Consider the following 13,767-nt stretch of genomic DNA (forward strand, 5'->3'; position numbering starts at 1 on the left):
GGGCAAAACCCTGAAGCGCTTACTCCCCAAACTCCTCATTGACACAGTCCAGAGCCGCTGCCAGATCCTTGTCCATGTCATAGTACTTGTACTGTCCCAGGCGTCCGCCGAAGATCACATCGCCCTCAGCTGCCGCCTCCCGGGCGTATTTCTCATAGAGGGCATTATTCCTGTCGTTATTGACCGGATAGTAGGGTTCGATCCCCGGCTTCCACTCCGTGGAGTACTCGCGGGAGATAATGGTCTTGGGCTGTTTGCCGAACTCGAAATGCTTGTGCTCAATAATGCGGGTGTAGGGAACCTCTCTCTCGGTGTAGTTGACAACCGCGTTGCCCTGGTAGTTCTCCATATCCAGAGTCTCGGTCTCAAAGCGGACGCTCCGATACTCCAGAGGGCCGAACTTGGAATCGAAGTACTCGTCGATCTGACCGGTGAAAAGGATGCGGTCATAGCTGACCTCAGCTCCGTCAGACAGTCGGGCTGTGTATGTGCCGTCGGCGTCCTTTACTGCCGTCTTGCGCAGATCGTAGAAATCCTCGGATGTCCTCACATCGATTCCCTCCAGCATTTTCTCGATGATCTGCGTGTAGCCGCCCATGGGAATCCCCTGGAAGCGGTCGTTGAAATAGTTGTTGTCGTAGATGAAGCGGAAGGGCAGACGCTTGATGATAAAGGCGGGAAGGTCTTTGCAGTCCCGTCCCCACTGCTTCTCCGTGTAGCCCTTGATCAGCTTCTCGTAGACGTCTCTGCCCGCCAGAGACAGGGCCTGCTCCTCCAGGTTCTTTGGATCCGTGATATTCAGCTGCGCGATCTGCTCGTCGATCTTGGCCCTGGCCTCCGCGGGCGTCTTGATGTTCCACATCTTGGAGAAGGTGTTCATGTTAAAGGGCAGATTGTAGAGCTCATCCTTATAGACGGCGACCGGGCTGTTGATATAGTTGTTGAACTCGGCAAACTGATTGATGTAGTCCCAGATTTCCCTGTTGGAGGTGTGGAAGATATGAGCGCCGTAAATATGCACGTTGATCCCCTCTTCCTCCTTCGTGTAGATGTTCCCCGCAATATGATTCCGCTTGTCAATCACCAGGCAGTCCCTGCCCCTCTTCTTGGCCTCATAGGCGAAGGTCGCGCCGAAAAGTCCGGCTCCTACCACAAGATAATCATATTTCTTAGCCATAGTCATCTCCTTATCTCCTGTCTTCTCCGCCGGTCATCTGCCGCCGGAACTCCATCCCCTCTTCGGCAAGATGTCCTCATTATAGCACACCGCCTAAGGCTGGTCGGCTACTGCCCCGCAGTCGTCCCTGTTCTCTTCAGCCCGGGCGGCCACTGCTCCGCGGTCCGTCCTTCCTCTCAGGCCGGGCGGCTGATCTTTCGCACCGGGAGTCTCTTACTGCTCCTCCTCGTCTGCGAAGCCTCCCTCCACCAGCTCGACCAGGGCCGCGAGCGCCTCTTCCTCGTCCTGACCATCACAGATGATGTCGATGACGTCTCCGAATTGCGCTCCCGCTCCCAGAATCGAGAGCATGCTCTTGGCATTGGACTCTATATTGTCATCCAGATGAAATTCTATGTGACAGTCATAGTGCATGGCTGTCTCACAGAATTTGCCTGCCGGCCCTATTTTCATTCCCTCCGGATTCACGATTTTCACTGTCTGATGAACCATTTTATCCTCAAATCTCTTGCTCTTGTTGCTATCAGTCCCCGGCCGCCGCTGATGCTTCGGCCGCGAACTGATTCACTGACTGCTCACCGTCAGTCTGGTTGTCGTCTCCGGCGTCAGCAGATCCTCCTTCAGATTCAGCTTGACGCGGACGGTATGGCTTCCCGCAGTAAGTCCGCTGGCGTCAACACTTCCTGTGATATTCTCCGCCTGCAGCTCATTGATCTCCGACCCGCTTCCGGTGATGGACACGGTCACGGTCTGGCTCTCGAATTTACCCTGGTAGCCAGAGGGCAGCTTCTGGATGGTCAGGTTGGCTGTCGGAATATCAAACTGCCTGGTCACCTGTCCCTCCAGGGTCACAATCACCGTCACCTTGCTCTGGTTGGGATCGACCGGCTTGATGCCGCTGGGCAGATAGGAGCTGATGTCCACGGAGATATCACTGGTCGCCGTGATCTTGGACAGGTTGACTGCCGAGGCCGGAATCGTAATCTCCGTCACCTTGTTCAGATCGGTGGCATTGCCCATAATCTGAATACTCTGCGGCGACACGGTGACGCTGACCAGCTTCAGCCCATTGGCCGGGCTCTCGGACTGATTCACTGTAATGGGAACCGTCTTGGTCGCGAACACCTCGGCGCTCACATCGACAGATTGGACAGACGTGGTCAGATTGGTCGTGTCAACTGCCTCTCCCGACTTGTCCAGATACTTGAGCGCCACACTCTTGGACAGCTTCCTGTTCGCCTTGCTCACATCCAGGTTCGCCTCGACCGCAGCGATGGAGGACACCACATCCTCCGGACCGGTGACCGTCACCACGCCCGGATCCGATTTGACCTCCCCCAGAGCGTAGCCGTCGGCCGGATTCCCTGTGGTCTTGGCTTCAATGGTGAACTGGGTCGTCCTGGCGTTCGTCACCTTGACATCGACATAATAGTTCTTGGCCCCGACAGAGACCTGATTGGCATAGCGGTTGATCTTGATCTCCACCGGGACCTGACTGTTGTTCTCAATGCGCGACAGATCTGCCGTCGCTGTGAAATCAGCGCTGGAGAGCCTGTCAATCACCGAGCGCTTGGCCGTCACCCGCACGCTGACCGTGTCGGAGTTCTTCAAGACGGTGTAGTACTTGCCCGCCGCTGTCAGCGCCGACTCATTCTGCATCGTGACGGGGACGGAGAAGGACTTATACTGGGTCGGATCGCTGACGCTTGTGACCATCCACCAGAGAAGGATCGCGAAGAGAAGGGCCAGCAGCTTGAAGATCAGGTTCTTCAGGAAGAGATCTCTCACTTTATTTGCCATGGCCTGCCTCCTTCCTGCGGGATTTGACCGACTTCATGCGGCTGGTATCTCCCCCCGCCGCCTTGGCCAGGTCGATGGGCCTGGTCAGCTGGGCGCTGTCCGCAAAAGCTCTTCTCTCCGAGGCCGGCTGGCCGGCAGACGGGCTGGCAGCGGGAACGGGATCCGGTCGGTCCTTGTCCTTTCCGCTCTCAGGCGTCTCCTGCAAGATCTGTATCCGAACCAATTCCTGGGTCAACTGCTCAGGCGTCAGATTGCGCCTTAACTCCCCCTCCCTGGCTGTGGATACGGCGCCCGTCTCCTCTGAGACAATAATCACCAGACCGTCGCACAGCTCGGACATGCCGATCCCCGCCCGGTGACGGGTCCCCAGGTCCTTGGAGAATTCCATGTTCTCAGACAGGGGCAGATAGCAGGTCGCCGCCACAATGCGATTGCCTCGAATGATGACCGCGCCGTCATGCAGAGGGGTGTTCTTCTCGAAGATATTGATCAGAAGCTGGCTGGTGACAAGGGCGTCCAGATCAATCCCCGTCCGGATATACTCCGTCAGCCGCATATCTCCCTCGATGACGATCAAGGCTCCCGTTTTAACCGCTCCCATACTGAAACAGGCCTTGGTCAGATCAGAGACCATCTTGTCATCAAAGCGCTTGGGGTCAGCCCTTGTGATCCGAAACGCGTCAAGGACCCGACGGAAGTCATTTCTCCCCAGCGTCTCCAAAGCCCTGCGCAGCTCCGGCTGAAATACGACAACCAGGGCAATCACGCTGGCGTTGACCAGGCGCTCTCCCAGCCAGAGAATCGTATTCATCTGCAGGATCGCGGCCAGAATGAAGAATACGACGATGACAATCAATCCGCGGAAGAGCATCCAGGCCCTGGTATTTTTGATCCAGATCAAAAGCTCATAGAGAAAGACGGCGATCAGGAGGATCTCAATGACATCTGTGGCATTGACGCTCGGCAGACCGGTGCCGAAATACTCGGTCAGTCTCCCGTAAACACTGTCCAAGATCTGACTCATTGCTCGGCCTCCCCTCTGTCAGCTTCCTTCGTGATGCGCTTAATGTGCTTCTCCTCCTCTGTCAAGCGGATCTTGGGCACGGCAGTGACATAATAGTAGTACTCGTCGTCTTCAAAGCTGACATTCTCCACCCGGCTGTAATCCAGATTCTTGATGAAGAAGCTCAAGATGACGCCGAGAGCAAAGAGGATGACATTGACAATAAAGAGACTCAGGATGCGTCCCCGGTTGCCGGTCAGAAGGTAACCCACCATCATGACAAGAAATTCCGTCACGATTCCGCTTCCCGCCGCCAGTCTCCAGCTCTGATGCACGGCGCGCTCCCTGACCGTGTATGTGACCATGAACATCAGCATGAGCGCCACCATATAGAAGTAAAAGAGATTGTTGCTGAACATGTTGCTCATGAGCAGTCCGGGAAGGGAGGCGGCCTTGCCCCCCTCCATCAGCAGGGCGGAATTTCTTCGCACAAGCAGGAAGTAATAGGAGAGGATCCCTCCGCAGATGATCCCAGCCACCTCCTGGACGCCGCCGGTCAGCGCGGAGATCATGGGCAGGGCATAGGGAATTTGCAGGGGATAGGCCAGCGGCAGAAAGACAATATTGTGAAGGTGCTTGGCCCCATAGAAATTCGTGACAAAGAAGGCCACAAGAAAGAGCCCCAGGCCCACCAGGGCGACCTGAGTTGACAGGGCGAAGAGTTCCAGAAGCAGGATTCCCATAATAACCAGCGAACTCGCGCTCAGGGGAATCATGGCGCAAAAGATTGTCAGCCCCACAATCATCAGAGGAGATCTGAAAAAGGGCAGGTAGCCGAAGTAGCCGTTAATCACCAGAAGGCTGGCCAGAGTACAGACTCCCCGCATTGCGCGGACGGCCCCCTTCTCATGGCGACTGATCAATCGGTTTATGCGGGATTCTAACTGAATTAAGAGATTCATTCTTCCTCCCTCCGGTAGATCTCTTCTAGGCCCTCAAGCTGATCCTGAAAATGAGCCTTCACTTCAAGGCCCTTGTCATAACGTCTTCTCGCCCTCTGCCCCACCCCGCGCAGGTAGATGTAGATGAACAGCAGGTAGACCAGAAGTCCTATCGTCACCGCGAGAATCAGAAAAGTCGAATTGATCCTTTTGACCGCAAAAGCAAGGAGAAGAGCGATGCCGACAGCGTAAGCGATCGCGTAGAAAATGCTCCCCGCGATCAGTCCTAAAAGAAGCTTCGTATGAACATAATCGTCTCTTGTATAGGATTGGGTTCCTGCGTATTCCCGCAGTTCGTTCTTCTCGAACATTGCCAGTTGGGTCATATACCTGACCCGATCAACGTTGAGCATGCTATGCCCCTTTCGTTTTCCTCCCGGTAACAGGCCAAATTCTCCTGTGATTATATCATAAGGGTCCCTCAGAGATCATCCCGCCCGATGCAGATGGTCAGCAGATAGACCGCTTCCGCTCCCGCCTCAAGCAGGACCTTGCTCGCGGCGTCGCAGGTGCTCCCTGTGGTGTAGATATCATCCACCAGAAGAATCCGATTTCCCCGCAAACAGATATCCTCCCTGGCCAGGGCAAAAGCCCCCTCCAGGTTCTTCCTCCGCTCCTCCCTGCTCAGAGTCTTCTGGGGAGCTGTATTCCGGGTCCGAATCAGCAGTCGGGAAAGCATGGGAATCCCCACCGCCTCTGACAGGCCCTGGCCCCAGACGGCTGCCTGATTGTATCCTCTCCTTCGCTCCTTGACCGCGTGCATGGGCACCGGGACAATCCAATTGACTCGGATCCGGGCAAGCCAGTCCGCTCCGTCCAAAATGGCATTCTCCCCATTTCTCTTCCCCATCCGACAATCCGGGTCCGCCCCATACCGCCTCAGGGCCTCCGCCGCGAAAATCCTCCGGTAGGACAGCCTGCGCGAGTACTTAAAACGGTACATAGCCTCCTTCATAGGCCCCCTGTAGATGAAGAGAGACTTCCCCTGGGTGAAGAGGTGCTCCTCTTTCCGACAGTCCACGCAGCGCTCCTGTCTCTCGTCGCCAAGCGCTTTGCCGCAGATCTTGCAGCAGGGTTCCTCCGCCAGAGTGATTTGCTCCAGGCAGGAGCCGCAAAAGCCCCTTTCTCTCTCCTCCGGCCGAAGAACTCTGTCGCATCCGGGACAGGTGGGCGGATAGATGATTGACGTCCATTTCATAATGATGCTCCCGCATCTCTCTTTTCATCTACGATTTTAGCATTTTTCTCAGACATTTTCCCGGGTCATCTGATTCATCTTTTCCTGCGTCTGTACCTGCTCTGTGATCCGCTGACAGAGCCCGGAGAACCGTCTGGCCTGCGTGTTGTTGTCACACATTTGCCGGAAAATCTGCTCCTTCCCCACCAGGGTGACGCAGGATCTGGCGCGGGTCACCGCCGTATAGATCAGATTACGGTTCAGGAGCATACGGGGGCCGTCCAGCAGCGGGATAATGACTGCCGGATACTCTGACCCCTGAGACTTATGGATCGTGATCGCGTAGGCCAGCTCCAGTTCATCCAGCTGCTTGAACGGATAGGTCACCAGACGATCCTCGTCATAGCGGACCGTCAGGCTCTGGCTGAAGTGATCTATCTCCTCAATCCGCCCCATGTCCCCGTTGAAGACTCCGGTCCCCCGATCGAAGACAAGGCCGTACTCGCTGCGAACCTCCCACTCCATCTGATAGTTGTTCTTGATCTGCATGACCTTATCGCCCTCGCGAAAGATCCTCTCCCCGCAGCGGTATTCCCTTCGGGACTCCCCCTCGGGATTCAGATATTTCTGCAGAATTTCATTCAGTCTCTCCACCCCCAGCAGTCCCTTTCTGCTGGGAGTCAGGACCTGGATGTCGAACATGTCCGCCCCCACATAGGCAGGCAGCTTATCCCGCATCAGCTGCAGGGTCACGCTGATGATATGATCCGCGTCCTCTCTCTCCAGGAAGAAGAAGTCCTTGCTCTTATTGTCGAGAATGACGGTCTGTCCCTGGTTGATTCTGTGGGCATTTACCACGATATCGCTGGCCTCAGACTGGCGAAAAATCCGATCCAGCCGCACGGTCGGAAAGGCCCCCGAATCAATCAGATCCCGCAGAACGTTTCCCGGACCAACGCTGGGCAGCTGATTGATATCGCCGACCAGAATCAGGCGGGTCTGATCAGCGACCGCCTTGAGCAGAGCGTGCATGAGGGAAATATCCACCATGGACATCTCATCGACAATGATGACCTCTGCCTCCAGGGGGTGGAACTGGTCGCGCTCAAATCTCCCCAGAGACTCTCCCTCCTCTCCCGCGCCGCCGCTGACCTCCAGGAGACGGTGGATGGTTTTCGCCTGACATCCGGTCGCCTCCGACATGCGCTTGGCCGCCCGGCCGGTCGGGGCGGCAAGCTGTACATTGAGACCCTGGTCCAGAAAATAGTTGAGCATGGCTCGAATGGTCGTGGTTTTCCCGGTCCCCGGCCCGCCGGTCATCAGGCAGACCCCATGGCGAATGGCTGTGGTGACCGCCTCCTTCTGCTGGGGATCCAGTTCCATCCGCTCGCCTTGCTCCAGTCTGGCAATTGCCGCTTCAATCTGGTCATCCTCCACATGATAGTTGTGATTTAAAGCCAGCATCATCCCCGCCGTCATTTCTTCCATGCGGTAAAATGCCCCCGCATAGACCTGCGGATCTTCCCGGCCCCGGATGACAATCTTCTTCTCCATGGCCATGTTCATAAGATTGGCTTCGACATCTTGCGGATCCAGTCCCAGCATCTGCGCCGTATCCCGCAGCAAAAGCTCCTTTGGCAGATAGGTGTGACCCGAAGAAGCAGCCTGATTCAAGATATAGAGGACGCCGCATTGGATCCTGTATTCGGAGCTGGCGCTGATCCCGACCTTAGACGCGATCTCATCCGCGATCTTAAAGCCCACTCCGCTGATATCCTCAGCCATGCGGTAGGGATTGTTGGCAATGACGCTGTAGACCTGGGAGCCATACTGCCTGTATACCTTCATGGCCAAATTCGAGTGAATCCCATATCCCTCCAGGAAGACCATAGCCTCACGGGTATCCCTTTTCTCTATGATCTGTCCGCAGATATCCAGGGCCATTTTCTCGGAGATTCCCTTGATCTTGGACAGGCGGGTCGGATCCTCCTCCATGACCCGGAAGGTGTCTCCCTTGAAGGTCTTGACAATACGGGCAGCCAGCTTTGGCCCCACCCCCTTGATGGCCCCGCTGCCCAGGTAGCGCTCCATGGCCACGGCATCCTCCGGCGGGCGGACCTCATAGGAAGTCGCCTTGAACTGCTCTCCGTAGGTGGCATGCATAACATATTCCCCCTGGAGGGTCAGGTTCTCTCCCTCTGAGATTCCCGGAAATGTTCCGACAACCACCTCCTGTTCCCCGTTGACCGCCACAGACATCACGGTATAGGCATTCTCCATATTGTGATAGATGATGTGATCTACATAGCCATGGATTTCCATGCTCACTCCTCATCGGCAGTCCAAAGCACCGTCCGACATGGTCGGGCAGGCCAATGACCCCGGCTTCAATCGCTCTGTGATCCTTCTACTGTCGCGGACAATGGAAGGCACGGGATGTGGACTCCAGTGTCATAAAAAAGTCCCACGCATCATCCCCGCTGAAAACAGGCGGATATCTGCATGGGACTCAGCATTTTCAAAAAATTTCCGACTGACAGCCAGACGACCGACTGTGAACTGCGGCCCGGCGCTTTCAGACAGATCAGCAAAAATCTTCAATCTGCCGTCAGCTTATCGCCGCTCAAGAGATCTACATACTTGCCGGTACCGATCGCGACACAGGTCATGGGTTCCTCCGCCGTCATCGCATTGATTCCGGTGCGCTCCTCCATCAGCTGTTCCAGACCGCGAAGGAGGGAACCTCCTCCGGTCAGGATGATCCCCCGATCAGCCACATCGGCTGCCAGCTCCGGAGGCGTCTTCTCGAGGACGGAATGCACCGCCTCGACAATCTGGACCGTTGGCTCGTGCAGGGCCTCTTCCGTCTCCTCCGAGGAAACCGTGATCACCTTGGGAAGGCCGGTAACCAGATTCCGGCCGCGGACATCCATCGTCTTTGTCTCATCCAGAGGATAGCAGCTGCCAATCTTGATCTTGATGTCCTCCGCGGTCCGCTCGCCGATCAGAAGGTTGTGCTTCTTGCGCATATAGCGAACCAGAGCCTCGTCGAAGTTATCTCCGGCGATCTTGATCGATGTGCTGACCACAGAGCCTCCCAGGGAGATTACAGCGATATCAGAGGTTCCTCCGCCGATATCGACAATCATATTGCCGCAGGGCTTGGAGATATCGATCCCGGCCCCGATTGCGGCCGCGATTGGCTCCTCAATAATGGCGACCTCTCTGGCGCCGGCCGCGTAGGTGGCGTCCTCGACCGCTCTCTTCTCCACTTCCGTGACTCCTGAGGGCACGCATACGGAAATGCGGGGCTTGCGATAGCTCCGCCTGCCAATGGCCTTCTGAACAAAGTACTTGATCATCTTCTCCGTGACCGTGTAGTCTGCGATCACTCCCTGACGCAGCGGCCGCACCGCGATAATATTGCCGGGCGTACGGCCAATCATGAGACGGGCCTCCTCACCGATCGCCTTGATCTTGTTGGTGTCACGGTCAAAAGCGACTACGGAGGGCTCCTTGAGAACAACTCCCTTACCCTTCACATATACAAGAATGCTGGCCGTACCCAGATCAATGCCGATATCCGTTGAATTCATTCTGAACTCCTTCCCCTTCTTCTATCTGCAGATCCCTCGCTCCCCACAGGGGCGTTGCACGGGATCACAAGTCATCTCTCAAATGGGCTGCCCGCTTCCGGGCGGACTACTTAATTATTATAGCGAATCATCCGCGTATTTCAATTTAGGAAATGGTTTGCTCCGGTTCCAGTCAAAAAAAGCGCCCCGGCCAAGCCGGAGCACTTTGAAATGATAATTTTACAGGTTCTCCCGGATTCTCCCCAGTTCTCCCGAGCGGCGTCTGATCTCAGGGTCAGTGGGTCAGCTCGTAAGCCTCATGGCAGGCCCTGCTGATGCCATCCCAGTCCTTTGTCCTGACCAGATCCTTCTTGCAGACCCAGGTACCGCCAACGGAGATAATCTTGTCGAAGGCCAGATAGTCATTGACATTCTGCGGATTCACACCGCCGGTCGGCATGAACTTGAGCTGGGGGAAGACGGAGGCCAGTGCCTTGATCGTCTTCAGGCCGCCGTATGCCTCCGCGGGGAAGAACTTGACCATGGGCAGATTGTAGCGCAGGGCATTGGCGATATCTGTCGGTGTACAGGTGCCGGGGCAGTAGGCAACGCCATGGCCGATTGCGTATTGCGCCACCTCATCAGAGAAAGAGGGGGCGACAATGAACTGCGCGCCCGCGTCGATGGCTCTTGCGCACTGCTCTCTGTCAAGAACTGTCCCTGCGCCGACAATCACTCCCGGAACTTCTCTTGCAATACGGGCGATGGATTCTGCGGCAGCCTCCGTGCGGAAGGTCACCTCCGCCATGGGAAGTCCCCCGGCCTCCAGGGCCCTGGCGAGAGGTACGGCATCCTCAGCATCGTCAATGACAACAACGGGACAGACCTTAATCGCCGCCAGTTTCTGCATAAACTCTTCCTGATTCATTCTTGCCTCCTCATTCGAATTCAGTCATCAGATAGTTTTAGGGTAGCACCCCTCTCGATCGGGTGAAATCTATAAACTTGCTTATTTATTTGTAAATATTGCGCAGAAGGGCATTTCTTGCGAGCCATTCAACCTCTCATGGATTGCAGGTCACCTGGCAGGTTATCTGTCCCCTCACGTGTTGCAGGGTGCCTGTCGCATCCCCAGTCCTCTCATACATTCCAGGATACCTGTCATTCCCTCACCTGCTGCCCTTTTGCCGCAGTCTTGAGGTAGGGCGCGAGGTACTCTCCGGTATAGCTTTCCTGAACCTTGACGATCTCCTCAGGCTTGCCCTTGGCGATCACTCTTCCTCCTCCGTCGCCCCCTTCCGGACCCAGGTCGATGATGTAATCGGCGCACTTGATCACGTCCAGGTTGTGCTCGATGACGACGACAGTGTTTCCTCCCTCAGAGAGCTGGCGCAAAATTTTGACCAGCTTGTTGACATCCTCAAAATGCAGTCCCGTCGTGGGCTCGTCCAGCACATAGATGGTCTTGCCCGTACTCCGCTTAGACAGCTCTGTGGCCAGCTTGATCCGCTGGGCCTCACCCCCGGACAATTCCGTAGAGGGCTGTCCCAGGCGCACATAGCCCAGGCCGACATCATAGAGGGTCTGAATCTTGCGGCGGATTGTCGGCACATTGGCGAAGAACTCCAGGGCCTCTTCCACCGTCATATTCAAAACGTCATAGATGCTCTTTCCCTTATACCTGACCTCCAGGGTCTCCCGGTTATAGCGCTTGCCCCCGCAGACCTCACAGGGCACATATACATCCGGCAGGAAGTGCATCTCAATCTTAATGATACCGTCGCCCGCGCAGGCCTCACAGCGGCCTCCCTTGACATTGAAGGAGAAGCGTCCCTTCTTATAGCCTCTGGCCTTGGCGTCCGGGGTCCCGGCGAAGAGGTCACGGATCATGTCAAAGACCCCTGTGTAAGTAGCGGGGTTGGAACGGGGCGTGCGGCCAATGGGGGATTGATCGATGTCAATGATCTTATCCAACTGTTCCGCGCCCTCGATCTTCTTATATTTCCCCGGGACCAGTCGGGCCCGGTTGAGCTTTTTAGCCAGGGACTTATAGAGGATCTCATTGACCAGAGAGGACTTGCCGGAGCCGGATACCCCGGTCACAACCGTCATGACGCCCAGGGGGATCTCCACATTGACATTCTTGAGATTATGTTCCACTGCCCCTTTGATCTTCAGCTTGCCGCTGGGCTTTCTTCGCTCTCCGGGCAGATCAATCCTGCGCCTGCCCGCCAGGTAGTCGCCCGTGATCGACTCCGGCGTATTCATAATATCTTCCACGCTGCCGGCGGCTACCAGCTTCCCCCCGTGTTCACCGGCTCCCGGACCGATGTCCACCAAGAAGTCCGCCTGCCGCATGGTATCTTCATCGTGCTCAACGACAATCAGGGTATTCCCCAGATCCCGCAGACCGCGCAGAGAGGCCAGAAGCTTGTCATTGTCCCTCTGGTGCAGGCCGATGGATGGCTCATCCAGGATATAGGCGACCCCCACCAGTCCGGAACCGATCTGGGTGGCCAGGCGGATCCGCTGGGCCTCGCCCCCGGACAGGGTCGCTGTCGCTCTGGCCAGGGAGAGGTAATCCAGACCTACATCGTTGAGGAATCCCACGCGCCCACGGATCTCCTTTAAAATCACATCGCCGATCTTGTGCTGCTGAGCCGTCAGCTTATCGTCAATCTCCCGCAGGAAGGTCAGGAGATTTTTGACAGACATATTGGTCACTTCATAGATATTCTTATCCGCCACAGTGACTGCCAGGGCCTCCTGCTTCAACCGCTGCCCATGGCAGAGGGGGCAGTCGGAAAAGCGCATGAAGGTCTCATATTCCGCCTTCATCGAGTCAGACGCCGTCTCCCGGTAGCGGCGGTTCATATTGGCGACCAGTCCCTCGAACTGAATGTCATAGTCTCCCTCACCCCTCTGCCCCTTATAGTGGACCTTGACGCTCTTGGGAAAGCCATTGATAAACATATCGCGGATCTTTTTGGGCAGCTTCTCGTAGGGGGTATCCAGTGAGAACCCATACTCTCTGGACAGGGCCTTTAAAATGGCATTCGTAAAGGACTTTCCGTCATTGGCCGACTGCCAGCCCATCGCCTGCACACAGCCCTCATTGAAGGAGAGGCTCTTGTCCGGAATCATCAGATCCTCGTCAAACTCCATCTTATAGCCCAGGCCGAAGCACTCAGGGCAGGCTCCAAAAGGATTATTGAAGGAGAAGGTTCTCGGTTCGATCTCATCAATGGAAATCCCGCAGTAAGGACAGGAATAAGACTCCGAGAAGCGGATGGGGTCTCCTCCGATCACATCGACAATCATGAGACCGTTGGCCAGCTTGAGGACGTTTTCGATCGAGTCTGTCAGTCGCTTCTCGATGCCGGGCCTGACTACCAGGCGATCCACTACGATCTCGATATTGTGCTTGATGTTCTTCTCCAGCCGGATCTCCTCGGAGAGCTCATAGGGGTTTCCATCCGCAATCAGGCGGACATATCCGGACCTTCTGGCGGAGGCAAAGAGCTTCTCGTGGGTTCCCTTGCGGCCGCGAACCACCGGCGCCAGCAGCTGAATCCTGGTCTTCTCAGGCAGGGCAAGGATCTGATCTACCATCTGATCTACCGTCTGCCTGTGAATCTCCCTGCCGCAGCTGGGGCAATGGGGAATCCCCGCTCTGGCATAGAGCAGGCGAAAATAGTCATAGATCTCCGTCACCGTTCCAACGGTGGATCGCGGATTGTGACTGGTGGACTTCTGATCGATGGAAATGGCCGGCGGCAGGCCCTCGATTTTCTCTACATCCGGCTTCTCCATCTGCCCAAGGAACTGCCTGGCATAGGAAGAGAGAGATTGCATATACCGTCTCTGGCCCTCCGCGAAGATGGTGTCAAATGCCAGTGAAGACTTCCCTGAGCCGGACAGGCCGGTCAGAACGACGAATTCATCCCTTGGAATATCCAGGCTCACATTCTTTAAATTATGTTCATTGGCGCCCCGGATCTTAATATATTTGCGCTTACTGCTGTCAGCCATAG

Annotated in this window: 12 protein-coding genes; all 12 read right to left on the bottom strand. The window is 56.0% G+C overall.

The genetic code is table 11. The features are described 5' to 3' along the window. Nucleotides 1-19: 19 nt before the first annotated feature. A complete protein-coding gene (gene glf / locus HMPREF1508_RS07470) occupies nt 20-1,183 on the bottom strand; it encodes a UDP-galactopyranose mutase (RefSeq protein ID WP_006906715.1) in 1,164 nt (387 codons plus the stop codon). A gap of 207 nt (nt 1,184-1,390) precedes the next feature. Next, nucleotides 1,391-1,669, bottom strand: coding sequence for an HPr family phosphocarrier protein (locus HMPREF1508_RS07475; protein WP_006906717.1), 279 nt, complete (start codon nt 1,667-1,669; stop codon nt 1,391-1,393). A 72-nt stretch (nt 1,670-1,741) separates the two neighbouring features. Then, nucleotides 1,742-2,977, bottom strand: a complete 1,236-nt coding sequence (locus HMPREF1508_RS07480) for a CdaR family protein (protein WP_044960925.1) — start codon at nt 2,975-2,977, stop codon at nt 1,742-1,744. Next, the gene (gene cdaA, locus HMPREF1508_RS07485; RefSeq protein ID WP_084640296.1) at nt 2,967-4,001 is read right to left on the bottom strand and encodes a diadenylate cyclase CdaA; all 1,035 of its coding nucleotides are present in this window, start codon (nt 3,999-4,001) and stop codon (nt 2,967-2,969) included. The genes HMPREF1508_RS07480 and cdaA overlap by 11 nt, the downstream gene beginning before the upstream one ends. Then, nucleotides 3,998-4,942, bottom strand: coding sequence for a hypothetical protein (locus HMPREF1508_RS07490; protein WP_044960926.1), 945 nt, complete (start codon nt 4,940-4,942; stop codon nt 3,998-4,000). Before HMPREF1508_RS07490 ends, cdaA begins: the two co-directional genes overlap by 4 nt. After that, nucleotides 4,939-5,334 (bottom strand): hypothetical protein, encoded by a 396-nt coding sequence (locus tag HMPREF1508_RS07495; RefSeq protein ID WP_044960927.1) that lies wholly within the window; start codon nt 5,332-5,334, stop codon nt 4,939-4,941. Before HMPREF1508_RS07495 ends, HMPREF1508_RS07490 begins: the two co-directional genes overlap by 4 nt. Before the next feature lie 68 nt (nt 5,335-5,402). Further along, entirely contained in the window at nt 5,403-6,179 is a 777-nt protein-coding gene (locus HMPREF1508_RS07500; RefSeq protein WP_044960928.1) for a ComF family protein, read from the bottom strand. Between the two features lie 48 nt (nt 6,180-6,227). Then, nucleotides 6,228-8,480 (bottom strand): SF1B family DNA helicase RecD2, encoded by a 2,253-nt coding sequence (gene recD2 / locus HMPREF1508_RS07505; protein WP_044960929.1) that lies wholly within the window; start codon nt 8,478-8,480, stop codon nt 6,228-6,230. A 129-nt stretch (nt 8,481-8,609) separates the two neighbouring features. Further along, entirely contained in the window at nt 8,610-8,759 is a 150-nt protein-coding gene (locus tag HMPREF1508_RS10410; protein ID WP_198015612.1) for a hypothetical protein, read from the bottom strand. Beyond that, nucleotides 8,756-9,754 carry a rod shape-determining protein gene (locus HMPREF1508_RS07510; protein WP_006906725.1) on the bottom strand — a complete coding sequence of 333 codons (999 nt, stop codon included), beginning with the start codon at nt 9,752-9,754 and terminating at the stop codon, nt 8,756-8,758. The genes HMPREF1508_RS10410 and HMPREF1508_RS07510 overlap by 4 nt, the downstream gene beginning before the upstream one ends. Nucleotides 9,755-10,028: 274 nt before the next feature. Next, a complete protein-coding gene (gene eda, locus HMPREF1508_RS07515) occupies nt 10,029-10,661 on the bottom strand; it encodes a bifunctional 4-hydroxy-2-oxoglutarate aldolase/2-dehydro-3-deoxy-phosphogluconate aldolase (RefSeq protein ID WP_044960931.1) in 633 nt (210 codons plus the stop codon). Nucleotides 10,662-10,894: 233 nt separating this feature from the next. After that, nucleotides 10,895-13,765 (bottom strand): excinuclease ABC subunit UvrA, encoded by a 2,871-nt coding sequence (uvrA, locus tag HMPREF1508_RS07520; RefSeq protein WP_044960980.1) that lies wholly within the window; start codon nt 13,763-13,765, stop codon nt 10,895-10,897. Nucleotides 13,766-13,767 lie beyond the last annotated feature (2 nt).

The organism is Shuttleworthella sp. MSX8B (assembly GCF_000524295.1).
GTDB lineage: Bacteria > Bacillota > Clostridia > Lachnospirales > Lachnospiraceae > Shuttleworthia > Shuttleworthia satelles.